The sequence below is a fragment of the Emticicia sp. C21 genome (assembly GCF_003418935.1).
GTDB lineage: Bacteria > Bacteroidota > Bacteroidia > Cytophagales > Spirosomataceae > Emticicia.
Genome location: NZ_QVMT01000003.1, coordinates 658,939 through 677,261, shown reverse-complemented (window position 1 = coordinate 677,261; position 18,323 = coordinate 658,939). Strand labels below are relative to the sequence as shown.

At 39.7% G+C, this 18,323-nt stretch carries 18 protein-coding genes; 9 read left to right on the top strand and 9 right to left on the bottom strand.

The window, feature by feature from the left end; translation table 11 throughout:
* Nucleotides 1-282 precede the first annotated feature (282 nt).
* Complete coding sequence (locus D0T08_RS10590) at nucleotides 283-1,665, bottom strand: DUF4038 domain-containing protein (protein ID WP_116982592.1); 1,383 nt, start codon at nucleotides 1,663-1,665, stop codon at nucleotides 283-285.
* A 381-nt stretch (nucleotides 1,666-2,046) separates the two neighbouring features.
* Here D0T08_RS10590 and D0T08_RS10585 point away from each other — a divergent pair, with 381 nt between their 5' ends.
* The 5 genes from D0T08_RS10585 to D0T08_RS10565 all read left to right on the top strand — a co-directional run bounded on the left by D0T08_RS10585 (nucleotide 2,047) and on the right by D0T08_RS10565 (nucleotide 7,322).
* On the top strand, nucleotides 2,047-2,961 hold the full coding sequence (locus D0T08_RS10585) for a carboxypeptidase-like regulatory domain-containing protein (RefSeq protein ID WP_116982591.1): 915 nt from the start codon (nucleotides 2,047-2,049) through the stop codon (nucleotides 2,959-2,961).
* A gap of 280 nt (nucleotides 2,962-3,241) precedes the next feature.
* Nucleotides 3,242-3,625, top strand: a complete 384-nt coding sequence (locus tag D0T08_RS10580; protein WP_116982590.1) for a hypothetical protein — start codon at nucleotides 3,242-3,244, stop codon at nucleotides 3,623-3,625.
* A gap of 81 nt (nucleotides 3,626-3,706) precedes the next feature.
* On the top strand, nucleotides 3,707-4,273 hold the full coding sequence (locus D0T08_RS10575; protein WP_116982589.1) for a Crp/Fnr family transcriptional regulator: 567 nt from the start codon (nucleotides 3,707-3,709) through the stop codon (nucleotides 4,271-4,273).
* 77 nt (nucleotides 4,274-4,350) lie between these two features.
* Nucleotides 4,351-5,088: an SDR family oxidoreductase gene (locus tag D0T08_RS10570; protein WP_116982588.1), complete on the top strand. Its 738-nt coding sequence runs from the start codon at nucleotides 4,351-4,353 to the stop codon at nucleotides 5,086-5,088.
* Between the two features lie 128 nt (nucleotides 5,089-5,216).
* Complete coding sequence (locus tag D0T08_RS10565) at nucleotides 5,217-7,322, top strand: glycoside hydrolase family 127 protein (RefSeq protein WP_116982587.1); 2,106 nt, start codon at nucleotides 5,217-5,219, stop codon at nucleotides 7,320-7,322.
* Nucleotides 7,323-7,327: 5 nt separating this feature from the next.
* On the opposite strand, the gene D0T08_RS10560 is transcribed toward D0T08_RS10565, so the two are convergent.
* Nucleotides 7,328-8,305, bottom strand: coding sequence for a GntR family transcriptional regulator (locus D0T08_RS10560; RefSeq protein ID WP_116982586.1), 978 nt, complete (start codon nucleotides 8,303-8,305; stop codon nucleotides 7,328-7,330).
* Nucleotides 8,306-8,562: 257 nt separating this feature from the next.
* Here D0T08_RS10560 and D0T08_RS10555 point away from each other — a divergent pair, with 257 nt between their 5' ends.
* On the top strand, nucleotides 8,563-9,240 hold the full coding sequence (locus D0T08_RS10555; protein ID WP_229238934.1) for a phosphonatase-like hydrolase: 678 nt from the start codon (nucleotides 8,563-8,565) through the stop codon (nucleotides 9,238-9,240).
* A gap of 221 nt (nucleotides 9,241-9,461) precedes the next feature.
* Complete coding sequence (locus tag D0T08_RS10550; RefSeq protein ID WP_116982584.1) at nucleotides 9,462-10,394, top strand: hypothetical protein; 933 nt, start codon at nucleotides 9,462-9,464, stop codon at nucleotides 10,392-10,394.
* Nucleotides 10,395-10,536: 142 nt separating this feature from the next.
* Here the strand turns inward: D0T08_RS10550 and D0T08_RS10545 are convergent, their stop codons facing one another.
* The 7 genes from D0T08_RS10545 to D0T08_RS10510 all read right to left on the bottom strand — a co-directional run bounded on the left by D0T08_RS10545 (nucleotide 10,537) and on the right by D0T08_RS10510 (nucleotide 15,970).
* Entirely contained in the window at nucleotides 10,537-10,875 is a 339-nt protein-coding gene (locus D0T08_RS10545) for a type II toxin-antitoxin system RelE/ParE family toxin (protein WP_116982583.1), read from the bottom strand.
* Nucleotides 10,865-11,083: a hypothetical protein gene (locus tag D0T08_RS10540; RefSeq protein ID WP_116982582.1), complete on the bottom strand. Its 219-nt coding sequence runs from the start codon at nucleotides 11,081-11,083 to the stop codon at nucleotides 10,865-10,867. Before D0T08_RS10540 ends, D0T08_RS10545 begins: the two co-directional genes overlap by 11 nt.
* 259 nt (nucleotides 11,084-11,342) lie before the next feature.
* A complete protein-coding gene (locus D0T08_RS10535) occupies nucleotides 11,343-11,762 on the bottom strand; it encodes a putative toxin-antitoxin system toxin component, PIN family (RefSeq protein ID WP_116982581.1) in 420 nt (139 codons plus the stop codon).
* Nucleotides 11,759-12,079, bottom strand: coding sequence for a hypothetical protein (locus D0T08_RS10530; RefSeq protein WP_116982580.1), 321 nt, complete (start codon nucleotides 12,077-12,079; stop codon nucleotides 11,759-11,761). Before D0T08_RS10530 ends, D0T08_RS10535 begins: the two co-directional genes overlap by 4 nt.
* Before the next feature lie 122 nt (nucleotides 12,080-12,201).
* Nucleotides 12,202-14,214: a M13 family metallopeptidase gene (locus tag D0T08_RS10525; protein ID WP_116982579.1), complete on the bottom strand. Its 2,013-nt coding sequence runs from the start codon at nucleotides 14,212-14,214 to the stop codon at nucleotides 12,202-12,204.
* 340 nt (nucleotides 14,215-14,554) lie between these two features.
* The gene (locus D0T08_RS10515) at nucleotides 14,555-15,424 is read right to left on the bottom strand and encodes a sugar phosphate isomerase/epimerase (RefSeq protein WP_116982577.1); all 870 of its coding nucleotides are present in this window, start codon (nucleotides 15,422-15,424) and stop codon (nucleotides 14,555-14,557) included.
* 291 nt (nucleotides 15,425-15,715) lie between these two features.
* Nucleotides 15,716-15,970 (bottom strand): hypothetical protein, encoded by a 255-nt coding sequence (locus D0T08_RS10510; RefSeq protein WP_116982576.1) that lies wholly within the window; start codon nucleotides 15,968-15,970, stop codon nucleotides 15,716-15,718.
* 209 nt (nucleotides 15,971-16,179) lie between these two features.
* On the opposite strand from D0T08_RS10510, the gene D0T08_RS10505 reads away from it, so the two are divergent.
* Both D0T08_RS10505 and D0T08_RS10500 read left to right on the top strand, forming a co-directional pair.
* Nucleotides 16,180-17,523 carry a neutral/alkaline non-lysosomal ceramidase N-terminal domain-containing protein gene (locus tag D0T08_RS10505; RefSeq protein WP_158561243.1) on the top strand — a complete coding sequence of 448 codons (1,344 nt, stop codon included), beginning with the start codon at nucleotides 16,180-16,182 and terminating at the stop codon, nucleotides 17,521-17,523.
* Nucleotides 17,524-17,637: 114 nt separating this feature from the next.
* Nucleotides 17,638-18,264 carry a hypothetical protein gene (locus D0T08_RS10500; protein ID WP_116982574.1) on the top strand — a complete coding sequence of 209 codons (627 nt, stop codon included), beginning with the start codon at nucleotides 17,638-17,640 and terminating at the stop codon, nucleotides 18,262-18,264.
* Nucleotides 18,265-18,323 lie beyond the last annotated feature (59 nt).

Here is an 18,323-nt window from a genome sequence, read left to right as displayed (position 1 = left end):
AATGAACTTTTTAATCTTATCTTTGCTTAGGATGCTCATTGTAGGTTTTTATTTTGGTTCGCAAAACAAAATTACTCCTTATTTGAGCATCTTTTTATTTAACCAATAATATTAGACAAGTTCTGTGTGAGTTTAAATGACTCCTGCTTTTTTGGTTACTTTTTTTCAGGTAAAAAAAGTAACAACCCGAGACTATGAAAATAAAATAATATAAGGGCGAGCCAATCATCTAAAGCAGTTAAAAAACAAAATATTAGACAAGTTTATAATCACAGTAGATAATCATTTCATCAAATTGGGCATATTAAAATTCTTATCATTATCAAAAACAATTACCCAATCCTCTTCCGTTGGGGGTTGAATACCAAAACGCTCTCTGGGTTGAACGGTACCTATTTTCAATGCCTCACCCGTTGCAGGATTATACCAGTGCATGCGCATCGGGTTACCCGAAATATTTTTGGCATTCACATTAATCAGATGCCCTTTAGGAATATACATCACATAGTATTTTTTATCGGTTGAAAGGGCAGCACATACATAATCCAAAGACCCCCACTCTCCCCTACCTGATAAGATAATCTCATTGGTTTCATCGGGAACCAATGTATGCCAGGGCAGGGCATCAAATAACTGAAAGCACCTGGCTACCTGCTTCATACCCCTTGTATTCATCAAAGGCCTCCAGTTTTTGAAGCTATAACATTGGTTATCTAATGTACCCGAACTGAAAGAAGTGCCTGCGCAGCCGCTTAGCAAACCCTCATACATTTTCCGGCGCATCCATTGGTAATTTTCATTATCAGCATAATGGGGTGCATCGTGTTCATAACTCAAGTCAAGCTGCATAATCATCTTCCCTTTTTTATACTGGCGGAGCTCGGCCATATATTGAGGGCCTTGTTCAAACATCAATGATTCTGTCCAGACATATTCACCATCAATATCCATCAGTTCAGCATAGAGTGGATTCTGTGTCGACCAGAAATTCTGTAGATTACAATCGAAATGACCTGTCCATAACTGGTGAGGCGCTTTAGCTTTAATAGCCTTTATCATATTGATTTCATACGGATAGAAATCTCCATCAGCATTATTATCTCCTCCAGCTACCCACATCACATTGGGGGTGTTTTTATACCTTTCTCCTACGTATTCACCATACTTAGTCATTTTAGCGGGACTATTATTCGGGTTCAGTAATTCATCCCACCAACCCTGCGAACCATCTCCCCTATATCCCATATAAAAAGGCAAAGCCATCACAAACATGCCACGTTCGGCTGCCATCTGAAAGAACCTATCCACATGCTTGAAATAAGCTTCATTAGGTGTCGAAAAATCCCATTTGGTTGTTAATGGAGAAATCCCCTGCCAATTGGGTGGGTCACCCCCCATCTGCGATGGAGCATTGCTTAACACAGAAACCATCATCGTATTGAAACCCTCATTTCTGATGCTATCCATAAAAGCAGTTGCATCTTTCTCCGAAAGCCCCTGTATCACCCCCCATGCCGAAAACTCTTTCACCAGAAATGGCTGTCCATTCCTATCTATCAGATAGCGTTGGTTTTCGCTTAGTTTTAGGGGGAAGGCGGTTATTTTTTGGGCGAAAGTGGTTAGGGTTTGGGATAGTAGAAGAATAATGAGGGGTAGGATTTTCATTTTTTCTTTTTGTTGTGATTTTATCTTAAAGATGGGGAGAAAGTGGGAAAAGTGCAAAGGTAAAGCGGTTTAATATGTGGATTTTTTGTTTTTGTAGAGACGTAATGCATTACGTCTTCAAGGGATTATCCTTACAAAAAATGTAATACAAGCAGAGAATTTAAAAGATTAGATATTTTACTCCTAAGGAAAGGCCAATGAAGACGTAATGCATTACGTCTCTACAAAAAAGGAAACATTTTAAGAATTTTCATTTCTTAATTCCGTAACGTGTCGCCCCTATTAACTAACAAGCACGAATAGAAGAGAGTTATAATATTAAAAAATACAAAGCAAAACACCCCAATTTCTCGTCTATTGTTTTACTAATCGTTTACGCCTGTGATAAAAAAATTTACCATTATTTCTCTGCTCTTACTCTTTACAGCAAATGTCTGGTGCCAGATAGTTGTTACAGGGCAAGTAATATCTAAAGATGACACGTTACCTATGCCGGGGGTTTATATTATTGAAAAAGGCGCGCAAAATAACGCTCAATCCAAATTTGATGGCACTTTTTCTATTAACATTTCTAATCCTAATGCCACATTAGTTTTTTCGTTGATTGGCTTCGTTACACAAGAATATCATTTAAAAGGTGATAGCCAGATTCTTGTCAAAATGAAAACTGACTGTATCAGATGTTTTTTTGATTCACAAGAAATCGGAATCTATGCCAATAGCGGTGTGCTGAATAATCCAGTTGGTGGACAATTACACCTCACCTTCCCTCGTATATACGGAAGCGGAACACTTAAAAGTAGTTTGAGTCTTCAGTCGAATTTACAAAATAATCAGCTTTTGAATGCACAGCTAGAGTTTATACATTTTGCGCTAAAATGCGAATTTGATATGAATGCCCGATGGCATTATCGTGAAGTTTCCTACAATAATAACTTCCGTTCTAAAGCGTATACCTTTGAAACAGAAATTAATTTTAGCAAACGAATCTGGTTTTTACCTTATTTGGGTGTTACAGTAGGTTATGGCAATCTTAACTTAAAAACCGACAATCAATCTATAACAGGGCCTTTGATAGGCTTAAGTACCTATATCAGAACATGGAGAGTTTATCTGGGTTCTGTTTCAGGTAAAGTCGGTATTTTCAGAAATAATATAGAGTGGCAGGGGCAGTTTACACGAAGATTTAAGGGCTTCAATACTTTCATCAGGTACTATCAACTCAAATCTTTTTCTGAATTAAGTCTGGGTATTGGGAAAGAGTTTGGTTATCGTTTAAGGAGGATGAGGAAATGATTACGTTGCAATTAAGTAAATATCTCAATAGTTTAATAATCCTATGCCTTGTTTCGAAATAGGTTTATGTAAATCACTTTAAAACTAGACAACTAAAACTCTTAATAGCTAATACGATGAAAAACATAGTTCTATACATTATGATTTCGCTAGTCATTTGCTCTTGCAACACAAATAATAATTCAGAAAAAGCCATCGAAAATGATACAATTGTCAAAGATAAAGTAGACACACTAAGTAAAAACCTGAACCTGACGATCTTCAATACTACCAAAATTCTATGTCAGGTGAGTTTAAAAATTTTAAAGTATATAATATCAGCGACACAATCAAAGCCGATTTCAATGGCGATAAAGTGATAGACACCGCATTTTTCACTGATAAGAAAAATATTTCTATTGTTGATGGACTAAGTAAAAAAGCAATCATTGTCGGTGTGGATAAATCCTCTGAAGAGATGGGCAATGATTTCAGTTGGGTAGATTTCTGGGGAATAACAACTGATATAGAAACCTATGAAATTGTTATTGACGACAGTGAAATTGTTGGAGATAAGAAGGTAAAATTAAACAATACTTCACTATTCTTACGTAAAGATGAAGTAGGTGGTGGCGTAATCACTTTTAAAGATGGTCAATATATATGGATTCATCAGACAGACTAAATTTTATATTCTCTGATTCTACACACCAATTTTTTACCAAATAGTAAATCACCAAAATAGAGGATTGCTAATTTTGTAGGCATGAAAGAATTGATAGATTATATTTTACAGTTCGGGAATCTGAATAAACAGCAAATTGACCTGATTATCAGCAAAGCAAAAGAGGTAAAGTTGCGGAAAGATGAGTATTTTTCGGAAGCGGGTACAATTCCTCGTCAGGTAGGCTTTGTGGTGGAAGGTGTGGTACGTGGGTGTTATTATAATAATAAAGGCGAAGAAATCACCCGCTGCTTTATTAGTGAAAATAACCTGGTGGTTGACTACGTCAATTTTGAGGCAAATACGGCTTCTTCTGAATATCTGCAAGCAAGTACTCCGTGCAAACTCATTGTGTTTTCTGCCCAGAACTGGGAAGAGCTTTCACAGACCATTATAGGCTGGGATGCAATTAAAAACAAGATGGTACAAAAATGTATGTACCAGAAATCAAGAAAGAATCCGGTAATTTCGCAGGATGCTACTACACGTTATCTGGAATTTCTGGAAAACTATCCTACCCTAACCAATCGTGTTCCGCTGGCTTACATTGCTTCTTATTTAGGCGTTACACAACAATCCTTGAGCCGAATCAGAAAAAATATTCGCTGAATCGCTTTTTACCAAATGGTAAATGATTTCATTTTTAATGAGGCAAACTTTGCACCATTACTTTAAACCAAAGAAAAATGAAATCAGCATTAATTACAGGAGCTAATAAAGGCATAGGCTTTGAAGTGGCGAGACAATTATTACAAAACGGGTTTTATGTATATCTGGCTAGCCGTGATTTAAAGAATGGTTTAGCCGCCGTAGAAAAACTACGAGCCGAAAACCTGAACAATGTAGAGGTTGTTCAACTAGATGTAACTGACGAGCAATCGGTAAAAGCACTTCGGGAAACAATCGGCAAAAAAACAGATGTACTGGATGTGTTGATTAATAATGCGGGCATCAATGGAGGGGCACCCTATACCGCACTTGAAGCCGGAAAAGACCAGTTCAAGGCTGCTTTCGAAACCAATGTATTTGGGGTGGCAAGCGTAACACAGGCATTTATTGATTTGATGCGCCAATCGCCTGAGCCAAGAATTGTGATGGTTAGCTCCAGTGTTGGCTCGCTTACCCAGCAAAGCAACCCTGAGTGGCCCGCTTACCACTTCGGGAAATATGCAGTATATGGTGCTTCAAAAGCGGCACTGAATATGTATACTGTACATCTGGCTTATGAGCTGAAAGACACGCCATTCAAGGTAAATGCAGTTGACCCGGGCTATACAAAAACCGATTTTACCTACCACAACGGAGGAGAAATAGAAGCGGCCGGAAAACGCATTTTGAAATATGCCTTAATCGACCAGAGTGGCCCGACAGGTATGTTTTTCAGCGAAGAAACTAATCCCACTACCGGTGAAATTCCCTGGTAATGATTTCACAAAAATAAAAACTCATACCAGTTCGTACCAGTATCAAATTAATCACTATTTTTGTAAACGCTTTGGGTTAACCTTAGCGTTTTTTTATTAATATTATCCGAAAATAGCTGATTTTGCTCATGAGAAAGTATGCTAAAGGTTTTGTTGGGTTTGCTGCTCTAGTGGCTTGCCTGGGTGCGAACGATGTGCTGGCACAGGCATCTGTCAATCAGATACATCCCGTAAAAGATGTAAAAGTGAATGATGCTTTCTGGAAGCCGAAACTGGATTTATATGCCACCACCACCGCAAACGATGTGCTCGATAAATTTGAAGCCATAAACCTGACAACGGCAGAGGAACGTGATAAAAACAATGTTTTCAAAAACTTTGATGAGATAGCCCAAGGCAAAAAAGGCATGAATCATCATGCCGGATTGCCCTGGTTTGACGGACTTGTATATGAATCGATCCGTGGCATTGGTGATTTGCTGAAACAACACCCAAACAAACAGGTAGAAGCACGTCTCGACGGAATCATCGACCGCATTGAAAAGGCACAACTGGCCGACCCAAATGGCTATCTGAATACCTACACCGACCTCATGGAGCCCACCCACCGTTGGGGCGATAATGGCGGTTTCCTGCGTTGGCAACACGATGTATATAATGCCGGAATGCTGGTGGACGCTGGCGTGCATTATTACAAAGCCACGGGCAAAACCAAACTATTGGAGGTAGCCACCAGATATGCCAATTATATGAGTGCGTTGATGGGGCCATCTCCCAAAAGAAATATTGTTCCGGCACACTCAGGCCCGGAGGAGGCTCTGGTTGAATTATATTGGCTATATAAGCAAAATCCTGAACTGAAAAACAAGATAAAAGTGCCAGTGAATACACAGGCGTATTATGACCTTGCTACATTCTGGATTGAAAACCGTGGCCGCAATGCAGGCTACCCTCATTGGCTCTCGTGGGGCAACAATAAATCAGAAAAATGGATAAAAGACCAAAAATATAAGGGGGCTGAATTTGGCAGCTATACTCGCCCGACCTGGGGAGATTATGCGCAGGACTCTATTCCGGTTTTCCAGCAAAAAACCATTGAGGGGCATGCCGTAAGGGCTACTTTACTGGCTACCGGCATCACGGCGGCGGCTCTGGAAAATCATTCGCCTGAGTATATCCGCACAGCTCATGCGCTCTGGAATAATATGGTGGGCAAGCGTATGTTCGTGACGGGTGGTGTGGGTGCGATACACAACGATGAGAAATTCGGCCCTGATAATTTCCTGCCGACTGATGCCTATCTGGAAACCTGTGCGGCCGTTGGAGCAGGCTTTTTCAGTCAACGCATGAATGAACTGACGGGCGATGCCAAGTATATGGATGAATTTGAACGTACTTTATACAATAACGTGCTCACGGGCATTTCGCTCTCCGGCACTAAATATACGTATCAGAATCCGCTGAACTCTGATAAACATGCCCGTTGGGACTGGCACTCTTGCCCTTGTTGTCCGCCTATGTTTCTGAAAATCGTGTCGGCTATGCCTGACTATATTTATAGCTATGCACCAGAGCGATTGTATGTCAATCTTTTTGTGGGCAGTTCGGCTAATGTAGAGGTGAGCAAAGGCATTAAAACAGCCATCGAGCAAAAGACCAATTACCCATGGAATGGCAAAGTTGAATTGAAAATAAATCCGGAAAAACAGAGTGCCTTTTCCTTAATGGTACGCATTCCGGGTTGGGCGCAGGGCAAAGAGAATCCTTATAGTTTGTATAATTCCCAATTGAGTAGTTCTCAATCAGTTAAACTTTTGGTAAATGGTAAACCACAGACAATAAGCCTGAAAGATGGCTATGCGGTGGTGAACAGAACCTGGAAAAAGGGTGATGTAGTTACGCTTGATTTACCGATGGAGCCAAGACTCATCACTGCCAATAATCAGGTAACGGACTTGAAAGATAAGGTATCGATTGCCTCAGGCCCGATTATCTATTGCCTTGAAAGCGTAGATAATAGCGACCTTAACCAGATGAGCATCATTAAAAGTGCCTCGCTGAAACTTGATTTTGAACCCCAATTGCTGAATGGCATCAATGTGATTCGTGGAGTAGCGACTGATGGGAGTTCAAAGAAATTACCTTTTACGGCCGTGCCTTACTATGCCGTGGGCAATAGAGAGAAGCAAGGATATAGAGTATGGTTGTCAGCCTTAGAAACAGTGAGACCGTGAAAACCTTAGAGTGATTTTCTAAGGTTTAAAGTCCACGGATTGTTGATGGTGCAGATGGGTTTGGTATCAATTAATTGAGCGAGCGTCTGCCCCATCAACTTAAAATCCGTAGAAAGCGTAGTGATTCCTCCGCCAAAAAGTTCTTTCAATGGCGTATCATTATATGAGATTATCCCAAAATCAATGCCCGGAACAAGCTGTTGCAGGGCAGCTTGTTTAAATAAATCTACTAAATCGCGGTCTTTTACCACTATAAAAAGATCGCCTTGCAGAATGGTTCTTCCGCCAATATCGGGCAGATAATCGTGTGCAAATCCGTTTTCTTCACAAAATCTTTTCAGTCCGTCGTATCTTTCAACAGGTTCTTTGGCTTCTTTCTGAATCATCAGCATACGGGTATACTTACGAATGAGGTGGACGGCGGAAGTCAGGGCTTCATAGGTATCTGATTCGAAGTTCTGCGAGACAGACGAGTACTTCCCCTTTAGTTCTGGATGAAAATGGTCTAGCAGAAATACTCTTCCCGAAAGCGACTCAAGCAACGGTTCGATACCGGCAAATTTGCCCGACATAATCACATAATCAGTATATTTCTGATTGGCACCCTTAATGAGGGTTTCGAAAACATCACGGTTATAGTTATGAAAATACAAATCAACTTTGGCCTTATCCCCTACCGATTCGATGAATGAATTGAACAAATCTTCCTTAAACTCATTCAGCTCATTGAACAGCAGAAAGATATGGTGCTGAAAAGGAATATCGGTATTACTGATAAAATAGCCCACGCCCTGATTGGCGTAAATCACCCCTTTGGCCATCAACTCTTTTAAACCCGCAAAAACCGTATCGCGCGACAAACCGAATAGGGTTCTGAACTCATTGATAGACGGAATCTGGTCGCCTACCTGATAGGTTTTCTGTTGTATCCTGTCGAGGACATAATTTACAATCAGCTTGTATTTCGATTTGTTTGCTGCCATATCTGGGGGTAAAGATAGCACCGTGCGGGCAATTTTTTAAGTAAAAGTCCGATTTCGTACTAGTATATACTCCCGGGTTCGGGTAAACAGTCTGTCAAGTTTAACATAAACTTAATGAAGCTGATAAGAGAAAGGCGCACGGCATGCATTTGTTTTGTCAAATATTGCCTGTCTCCTGATATTATCGGGCAGAAACACCCCTTTAGCAGGGGTAATTCGCTGATTTGAGGCATGTTTAAACCAGAAACAATTCATTTATGAGCAAGACAATACGCATGGTGGTTTTTGATATGGCCGGAACCACCGTCAACGAAAATAATGTGGTTTATAAAACCCTGCAAAAGGCTATCAACGAAGCAGGTTTTGATTTTACCCTCGACCAAGTGCTGGCAGAGGGCGCGGGCAAAGAGAAAAGACAGGCCATCGAGACCATTCTATCGATATACGCCAACGTCAGCGATGCCGAACTGACCAGCCGCATTTATGACAGTTTCATTATGCAATTAACCAATGCCTATGCCACAGAAGAGATTCTGCCACAAAACCACGCAGCCGAGGTATTTGCCGGACTCAAAGAACGTGGGATACTGGCCGTACTAAACACCGGATACGACCGCGCCACGGCCCAATCAATCCTGGATAAACTAGGTTGGAAAGTAGGCCAAGACATCGATGGACTGGTAACAGCCTCAGACGTACCCCGCAACCGCCCCAACCCCGACATGATACACTATGCCATGCAACAATTCGGCATCACAGACAGCACCGAAGTAGCCAAAATAGGCGACTCAGCCATTGACATAGAAGAAGGCCAAAACGCCGGCTGTGGGTTGAGTATCGGCATCACTACTGGGGCGCATACTGTTGAGCAGTTACAAGCCGCCAAGCCTGATTATATTATTGGGGATTTGATTGAGGTTTTTGGGGTGATATAAGGTAGAGATTATTGTATTTGAAACAGCCGCAAGACCTTTGGTTTTGGGGCTGTTTTTTTGTGGTTTTTATAGAAAATGACCGGATAATAAATTTATTTTGATTTTTATGTATTTTAATTATATAATTGATTCACTAAAGAAATTGTTTTTGATCAATTACCTCTCCGCAGATTACCAATATTCAAACTGCTAATTATTAGACAACCAACTAATCAAACAATATGACTAAACATCTATTATGGCTTTTAATTTTAATGGGGCTTTTTACTTCTTGTGATAAGTCGTATAAATATGTTGAAGTCGTCCAGGAAAAAGGAATTCTTGGAGGAATGAATGTAAAGGAAAAAGAGGAACAAATTATAAAGGCAAAAGATGACACAACAGCCTATTTGGAAGCATTTGAAAAATTTTGTATCGCATTAAAAGCTGACAAAGAGGTAACAGAATTAATGGGAGCTGGGGTCTCAACTCCTATAGATTTCAAACTACTTGATGATCAAGGAAAAGATATTACCCACACAACTGTATTTGCTAATAAGGAGAAAAGAAAGAGAGAAATTGAAAAGCGAATCAATAGTTTGGGAAATATTGCTAAAGAAATTAAAGAAGACCGTAAAAAAGAGGAAATTGAAGACTTTAAGAAAGTCGCTAAAATTGACTCTGCAAAAATAAATGAACTTAAAAAGTATTTTGAAATAAAGAAAGATGAGTTCTCTCCTGATGAGAAAACTTGGTATCAGCCTAAATCTGCTCCAAAGTATACAAACAGGAATGGTCTATATTGCTACTTTCAAACAGAAAACAATATTCCAAGTAATCTAAGATTTAGACTACAATATTATTCTGATGAGTGGCTTTTTTTTAGCAAAATTCAATTCTCTATTGATGGGAAAGCATTCGAATTTGTACCATTAAATACTGAAACAGACAATGGAGATGGTGGGAAAATATGGGAATGGTTCGATGAAAGTATAACCCCATCAGATGAAGAACTAATTAAAGCCCTTGCAAATGCCAAATCTGCAAAAATGAAACTTATAGGTAGACAGTATTATGATATTAAAGCAATAACACCTGAACAAATAGTTGGAATAAAAAGAACAATAGAATTATATAATGCTTTAGGCGGTAAGTTTAGCTCAATCAATCAATAATTATTTTGTTAAAAATCATAAAAGACCGTAACTACCCAAAAGCAATTATGGTCTTTTAAATCTTCTTGTACTATCCCTTGGCTTATCCATCTTATCTCCCGTCTGAACTTTAAAAGCTTTGAGAGAATATTAAATACCCAACCTAATCTATACCACTACCTACAATTTTTAATAACTCTTGCTTGGTGATATTTTCTTCTTCTGATTTATTATAAATGGTTACCAGATAAACAACCTCTGTTTCCTGCTTTTGCTCAATATAATAGGTTATCACCCGAAATCCTCCGCTTTTACCACCGCCTTTACTCTCGCTGCCTAAACGTATCTTAAAAAGTCCTGCGCCTAAATTTGTCCCCAATCTTGGGTTTTCAGTAATGGTTCTAGCTAATGTTGCTAATTCATCAGATAAAGACTTGTACTTTTTTGCAAGCCTTTTAAACTCCCTATCAAATCTGGCAAGGGTTTGTATTTCAATTGCCATTTTCCAATTCCTTAAAAAGTTTTGTAATCGGGCGAGCCTGTATTTTACCTTTCTTTAACTGTTTAACATCTTTAACCGCATTCTTTAACGCCTTAACTGACACCGAAACTGTGGCTTCATCATCGGTATTAATAAGTGCTTTCAACTCATTCTGTACTTTTTTTGGCAGAACCTTGTATTGCTCATATAAAATCTCTGCTATACTCATCTTCTTGTTATTTGGTAAATCTCTGATTAGAACCTTGTACTATTCAACTCAATTTATAAACAATCCTTCATAAAAAAAAGGTTTAAACAAGTAATAAAAATCGTTTAAACCTTTTAAGTTATCATCTGCAAATAAAAACTCTTATTATAATCTACCAAACAACAATCCTATCCCCCTCAGGCTTATACATCTTATCCCCCGGCTGGGTGCTGAATGCCCAGTAAAAAGTTTGTCCGATTATTAAATCAAGTAATTAAAGTTATTTTCCACTTTCCAATATCTTCTTAAACTCAGCAAAACTCACCACCTGAATAGGTGGAAATCTTCTACCTTTCCTGCGTAGACTTCTAATGTGTTTATCGTCTGTTACCAGAAAATCGACATTAGCTCCAATGGCGCAATCTACAAATTTATTATCGTCGGGATCTTCTTCAACCAGCTGCCATTTATAAGAGGGGTCAAATCGCTGAGTATTTTTTGTATGAAGCAAAATTTCAAGTACTAAATCCATTGTTTTGCTACTATAAATCTCGCCTATCATTTCGGCATATTCCAACAGAATTTCAGTACTATATACCCAAACGAATTTCTTACTAATAAAAGCCTCATATAACCATCGCTCAACATTTTTAGGTGGAATAGACCTTAGCAGAACATTCGTATCTATTACTACTTTCATTTTGATTTCGTGCGCATTTTCTTGATAAATGCCGTTCTGTTTTTATTCATGTCTGCTATTGCACCATCAACATCAGATTGCGTAGTTCCTTTTTCCTGCATTGCCTTTTCAGACTCTTCTGTAAGTGCCTGCATTAAATCATTGAATGAACGTTTAGGTTGTTTTTCAATTGATTCTATACGAGTCAAAAGTTCGGCTTCACGTTTGGTATCTTCATCTATCAGGATACGAAGTTTTGCTTTTACCTGCACTGGTAATGCTTTATATATAGAGAAATACGCCTGCTCTGGACTAATGGTTTTTTGCGCCGTTTTCATATACTCTTAATTTTTATAATCTGACCTGCTTTTCAATTTTACGAAAAATATTTAACAAAAAAAAGGTTTAAACAATTCGTGAGAATTATTTAAACCTTTTAAAGTGTTCACTCCTTAATATCCTACCAAACCACAATCCTATCCCCCTCAGCCTTATACATCTTATCCCCCGGCTGAACATTGAATGCCTTATAAAAAGGTGTGAAGTTCATTAATGGGCCGTTTACGCGCCATTTGGCTGGGGAGTGGGGGTTGGTGTTGACGTACATGCGCATGAAGGCGTCTTTGGTTTTTACGCGCCAGATGCGGGCAATCGAAATAAAGAATCGTTGCTCGGGCGTGAAGCCGTCAATTTTTTCTCCTTTTTTGTATTGGTCGGTTAGTTTGAAGGCATCGAAGGCGATGGCTATTCCGGCTATGTCTGCCGTGTTTTCGCCTACGGTCAGGGCGCCTTTTACGTGTACTGAATCCAATACGGTATACTGATTATACTGGTCGATTACCTGTTGGGTGCGGGCTTTAAACTTCTTGAAATCTTCGTCTTTCCACCAGTTTTTTACGTTACCTACTTTGTCGAACTGCGCTCCCTGGTCGTCGAATGAATGGGTAATTTCGTGACCAATCACCATCCCTATACCACCGTAATTGAGGGCATCGTCGGCATTCAAATCGAAATAAGGGGGTTGCAATATCCCTGCCGGAAACACGATTTCGTTGAGCGGCGGGTTGTTGTAGGCTGTCACGGTTGGCGGCGTAGTGCCCCATTCAGTGCGGTCGACGGCTTTGCCCAGTTTGGATACCATATAATTAAAATCGTTCTGACTGGTAGCCAGACGGTTTTCGAAGTAGGTACCACGATTGATTTTCACGGCCGAGTAGTCTCTCCATTTATCAGGATACCCGATTTTTTCGGTGAAAGCATAGAGTTTTTCTTTGGCTTTAGCTTTGGTTTCATCGCTCATCCAGTCGAGGCGTGTGATGCGGGCTTCAAAGGCGGTTTTGAGGTTGTCTACCAATACACGCATACGTTTCTTGGCTTCTTCGGGGAAATATTTTTTTACGTATAGCTGTGCCAGTAAGTGTCCCAGCGAGCGGTCTACAGCTTCGGTGATTTCTTCGCCACGTGGTTTCTGGGTGGCTTGTCCTGTCAGGATTTTTGAATAGTTAAAAGCAGCCGTAGTGAAGTCGTTGCTCAGGAAATCGGCAGAGGCGGTCAGAGATTTTGCTCTTAAATAGGCTTTCCAGTCTTCTATGGATGCAGAGGTAAGTAAGGTATTCAGACGGTCGTAATAGGCCGGTTGTTGCATATTCAGGGTGTCTACCTTTAGGCCCAAACCTTTGAAATAAGCATCCCAGCCGATATTGGGTTGTTTGGCTACGATATCGGCCAGTTTCATTTTGTTGTAATTAGCCTGCACGTTTCTGCGCTCGATATTGGTTTTGTGAGATGCAGCCAGTTCTTTCTCAATGCCATAAGCGGCAGTCGCCATCTTGGCCGCAGCCGATGCATCGGTACCTGATAGTTTGAATAGAGTTGTGAGGTAGGCGATGTATGCTTTCTGAATATTAAGGGTAGAAGAATCGGTTCTGAAATAGTAATCTCTTTCCGGCAGTCCGATGCCTGTCTGGCTCAGATTGACGATGTTGATGGCGCTATTTTTAATATCAGGCCCTACGCGGAAGCCGATAAGCGAGTAATTATTAGTCTTCTGTTGTTCGGTGACAAACTTCATCAGCGATGCTACGTCTTTGATGGCATCAATGCTTTTTAATATAGGTTTGATGGGTTCGTAGCCGCGTTTGTTGATGGTGGCAACATCAAGCCCTGAGGCATAGAAATCTGCTACTTTCTGCTCGTTGCTTCCGACTGAGTTTTTTGCAGCAGACACACTATCCAGAATGGCTTGCATTCGGATGCGTTGCGGAAAATTGAGAAATGAATAAGACCCTACACCCGTTTGGGTTGATGGAATCTCGACGGTATTGTACCATTTGCCATTGACGTACATAAAGAAGTCGTCGCCGGGTTTTACGGATGTGTCAATGTCGGTGATGTGTACTTTCTGTGCCAAGGCGGGTTGGATACCTACCAGAGCAAGGCAGAGGAGTAAAGCAAGAGGGAGGAATTTTTTCATGCGTTTGTTTCTGAGTGATGGGTGTTTGTGATTTTAGGGGGAAAATTAAGGAAAAAGTTGGTTTTGGCAAAGGAGAATGAGACGAAAGCACTTTTGGCTAAAGCCAATTGGATAATTGTTTTCTATTACCCCCATTTAAAAATGGGGCTATTTATTAAATTGCCTTCTGTTTTAGCCAAAATGTTTATCCCTCAAATAACATTTTTTGGATTGCTAAGGCCTGCGAAGACGCATGCAATGCGTCTCTACGCAAATGGATTTTAGTAAAAATTAGAATGTCTGGTTGTGAAAGAAATTTTCACAACCAGACATTTTATACAAAACAAGAATTTCATTCCAATCAATTAAACCCAAACTTCTGCAAACCTTCTTTGCTGAGTTTCAGGGCTTCGAATGGTTTCATGCCGTCGAAAGTCTGGTCTTGTTCTACTATGTAGTATTTCATGCCAGAGAGCTTTTTATGCTCCAGAATTCTTTTGAAATCTATTTTTCCTTGTCCGACGGGGGCAAAACGTTCTTGTGAGTCCATATCTTTTACATGCCACATTTTGAAACGTCCCGGATATTTTTTGAAATAAGCCACCGGATCAACACCTGCTTTGGTAACCCAATATAAATCCATCTGGAAATTTACGTATTTTGGATCCAGTTTTTCAAGTAAATAATCTATCGGTACGATGCCATCTTTGTTCTTTTCGAACTCAAAATTGTGGTTATGATACAAAAATTCTAAGCCGGCATCTTTTGCTTTGTGGGCGATTGTATTCAGGATATTGGCCAGTTTCTCAACGTCAGGATCCATGGTTAAACTTTTGGCCTTGGGGTCATATTTAAACATGCCCATTGGCGGCACGGGAGCGATGAAATATTTGAAACCTGCGGCTTTTACATCTGCTACGAGTTTATCGGCGTTATCGAGTGTCATAGACCCCATATGCACTGAAATTGGGGTAAGTCCCAGGCTTTTCGCATAAGACTTAAACTCTTCTGGCGTCATGCCGTAAAATTTGCCATCTTTATAATCTACTGCTTCTATATATTTAAAACCCAGGTCGGCCACTTGTTTTAAGGTTGCCTTAGGGTCTTTGCCCATTTCGTTGCGCACGGTATAGAGTGTCATGCCTCCCGATTTCTTCTGAGAAAAACCAGACAAGCTCACTGACATCAGGATGGCCAGACTTAAAAGTCTGAAAAAGAGTACTTTTTTCATTTGATAAGAGTTTTTAGAGCGTATTTAATTATGAGATTATCTCATTTCAACAACAAATGTAGGAAACAATTATCAATATCTAAAAAAAAGACAATAAAGAAATGTATAGTTTTTTCTTTGTGTAGTCCTAAAATGATTTGGTATATGGTCAGGTTAACAAATGTGTCAACCTGTAAAAACAAAAACCGTAATTACCTTAAAAGAAGTTACGGTTTTGTAGGTATATGTTATCGTATAACAGGCAGCTGATTTACCTTCCCTGATTCAGTTATCTAAATGAAGGAACCCTGATCAGTGCCCGTTTTTCCGGCGGGTGATTTCTGCCTGAAGGTCTTTCATGGTTTGCGAGTTCCTGCGACCAAGCAGAAAAGCGACTATCAGCAAAATAACAGGTAAGATAAATCCTCTATTTACGGCTGAATAAACGGCAATCCCAATAAGAAAACCTATGAACACGGCCATCATGACGCGTTGTGATTTCATTTTTTTCTCTTCTTCCGCCAATTCTTCGAGGGTCATTTTTGTATAATCTTTACTATCTAGCATTTTTTCAGTTTGTTTTGTGTGTTAATTTTCTTGTGCCTCAAATGTCCGGGCAAAATAATGGCCTGTTGGTGTAAGAAACAAATTATTTATGCAATTAACTCATTCGCTTCTTGTATTGATAGGTCTAAAAAGATTATTATTGTATCAGATAAAGTCTGATAATTGTATTGCCCGGAGAATCCACTTCTAACCAAAAATCAGCCACCATATTGAAAAAGCTCATTAAAATCCTCATCTGGTTCATCAGCATATTGGCAGTATTAGCAATAAGCCTGCTAACTTTAACTGATAATACACCCATTGAAGAAACAGACTATTATGCAAAAACCAAGAGCCGACTCAGTAAGCTCAAAATCAATGGCGGATATGGAACGGGGCTTAAAGGTGGGTGGAGTAAGGAGTCTATACAGACAAATGCTGAAACTTATATTGCCGGATATGGTCTTCGCGAAAATCCGGCATCCTCGGTGCATGATAGTATTTTTGTGCGGGCTGTGGTGTTGGACAATGGCCGACAAAAGGTAGCTATGATAACGATGGATTTGCTGATTGCCCCTCCCCTGGTAGTGGAGCAGGTGATTCCAGCATTGGGGAAGATGGGTTTTGGGCGGGAGAGTATTTATTTCAGTGCTACACATACGCATAGTAGTGCAGGTGGCTGGGCGGGTGGTCCGGCAGGTAGGGCTATGGCCGGCCCGAAGAATGAGGAGATGATACAATCGATTGCTGGGGCAATTGTGCGTAGTGTGAAAAAGGCTGAGGTGTCGGCTGCCGACTGCAAAATTGGTTTCCAGAAACTCAATGCCGGAGAGTATATCACCAACCGATTATTCGGAGAATCGGCGCTTGAAGACCCCTGGTTGCGTATCATGAAGATAGAAAAGGTCAATCAGGAGTCGGCGGTGGTGCTTACTTATGCGGCTCATCCTACGGATATTCCAAAGGCGGATAACAGGATAAGTGCGGATTATCCGGGCATGTTGGTGAGTAATCTGGAGCAATCGGGGGTATACCAGTTTGCTGCTTTTTTTGCGGGGGCGGTAGGTAGTATGCGTCCGGAGGATAATGGGCAAGATGCTTATAAAAAAGCTGAATTGATTGCCAGCAATCTCGCTAATCTGATTTTAACTGGTAGAAGCTCTTTAAAAACAGATACGACCTCCCTTATACGAAGCACCTATATCCCGCTTACTTTGCATGAGCCTCAACTGCGGTTGAGTAAGCATATCCGCATCCGTCCGTGGGTATTTAACTGGTTGATGGGCGAGCAGGAAGTAGGTATGAATGCCTTGCGGATTGGCGATATGGTCTGGATTGGTACCCCCTGCGATTACTCGGGAATGCTCTACCACTCTTCTGATGAAGTAGCGCAAAAAATGGGTAAAGATTTAATCATCACTTCATTTAATGGCGGATATGTAGGCTACATTACCCCCGACCAGTATTACGACGAACATAAAATGGAAACCCAGGAAATGAACTGGTTCGGGCCGTATAATGGGCGGTATTTTGGAGAAGTGATTGATGGGTTGGTGTTGGGGATGGGGAGATAGTTTTTTTTCAAGATTATAGAAGAATAAAATAAAGAAGAAAACTCGGTTTGACCAAACATTGTTGCATTTTGACAAATTCCTTAATTTTATTATCTAATCTAAAGTTTATAATATATGAGTCCTGAATTAAGAAAGATTGAAGAAATTCTTTACGAAATTGGTTATATCTTAATAGATGCTAAAGCAAATTTTCAATATTGTTATTTTTTAAATGTTCCAGGATCTATTGAAAGAGAGCAATATTTGGGCAACTCATATGAGTTTAGATTTATAAGATATAACCATTGGAAAATGTGTATTATTGATTTGTCAAAATTATATGACAAGAAAACAGATGCTTTTCGGTTAGTTAGGCTATTTGAAGAAATCAAGAAATCCTTAGATAAAGGTATTTTAAAGTTTGACTATTCTTTTCTTGATGATTGGGAAAATAAATTGAACACTTACAAAGATTTAATAGATAAGATTAAAATTAGGCGAGATAAATTCTATGCTCACACTGCTCAAGATAGAGAGAAGTATGATTTTATAAGTAAAATAGAATTTGAAGAAATCAGGAAAATAATTGATTTTACTGAAAAGATAATTAAAGATATTTTTCACAAGGTCTTAGATACAGAATATTTAATACGTGACTTACATTTCAAAAAAGAACGATTTACCAAAATTATAGATGTGTTAGTAATTGAAAAAGCCGTTAGAATTAAAAAATTGACTGATAATATAGTAAACCGAAAATAAGGATTTACATTGCTTCAGAGTCCTTTCACTTAGCTTTAGTTTTTCGTTCCCTCAGAGTC

What these genes read in the sequence shown, in the direction of transcription:
- D0T08_RS10590 (WP_116982592.1), bottom strand. Translation starts at nt 1,665, where the DNA reads ATGAAAATCCTACCCCTCATTATTCTTCTACTATCCCAAACCCTAACC.
- D0T08_RS10580 (WP_116982590.1), top strand. Translation starts at nt 3,242, where the DNA reads ATGTCAGGTGAGTTTAAAAATTTTAAAGTATATAATATCAGCGACACA.
- D0T08_RS10575 (WP_116982589.1), top strand. Translation starts at nt 3,707, where the DNA reads ATGAAAGAATTGATAGATTATATTTTACAGTTCGGGAATCTGAATAAA.
- D0T08_RS10570 (WP_116982588.1), top strand. Translation starts at nt 4,351, where the DNA reads ATGAAATCAGCATTAATTACAGGAGCTAATAAAGGCATAGGCTTTGAA.
- D0T08_RS10565 (WP_116982587.1), top strand. Translation starts at nt 5,217, where the DNA reads ATGAGAAAGTATGCTAAAGGTTTTGTTGGGTTTGCTGCTCTAGTGGCT.
- D0T08_RS10560 (WP_116982586.1), bottom strand. Translation starts at nt 8,305, where the DNA reads ATGGCAGCAAACAAATCGAAATACAAGCTGATTGTAAATTATGTCCTC.
- D0T08_RS10555 (WP_229238934.1), top strand. Translation starts at nt 8,563, where the DNA reads ATGAGCAAGACAATACGCATGGTGGTTTTTGATATGGCCGGAACCACC.
- D0T08_RS10550 (WP_116982584.1), top strand. Translation starts at nt 9,462, where the DNA reads ATGACTAAACATCTATTATGGCTTTTAATTTTAATGGGGCTTTTTACT.
- D0T08_RS10545 (WP_116982583.1), bottom strand. Translation starts at nt 10,875, where the DNA reads ATGGCAATTGAAATACAAACCCTTGCCAGATTTGATAGGGAGTTTAAA.
- D0T08_RS10540 (WP_116982582.1), bottom strand. Translation starts at nt 11,083, where the DNA reads ATGAGTATAGCAGAGATTTTATATGAGCAATACAAGGTTCTGCCAAAA.
- D0T08_RS10535 (WP_116982581.1), bottom strand. Translation starts at nt 11,762, where the DNA reads ATGAAAGTAGTAATAGATACGAATGTTCTGCTAAGGTCTATTCCACCT.
- D0T08_RS10530 (WP_116982580.1), bottom strand. Translation starts at nt 12,079, where the DNA reads ATGAAAACGGCGCAAAAAACCATTAGTCCAGAGCAGGCGTATTTCTCT.
- D0T08_RS10525 (WP_116982579.1), bottom strand. Translation starts at nt 14,214, where the DNA reads ATGAAAAAATTCCTCCCTCTTGCTTTACTCCTCTGCCTTGCTCTGGTA.
- D0T08_RS10515 (WP_116982577.1), bottom strand. Translation starts at nt 15,424, where the DNA reads ATGAAAAAAGTACTCTTTTTCAGACTTTTAAGTCTGGCCATCCTGATG.
- D0T08_RS10510 (WP_116982576.1), bottom strand. Translation starts at nt 15,970, where the DNA reads ATGCTAGATAGTAAAGATTATACAAAAATGACCCTCGAAGAATTGGCG.
- D0T08_RS10500 (WP_116982574.1), top strand. Translation starts at nt 17,638, where the DNA reads ATGAGTCCTGAATTAAGAAAGATTGAAGAAATTCTTTACGAAATTGGT.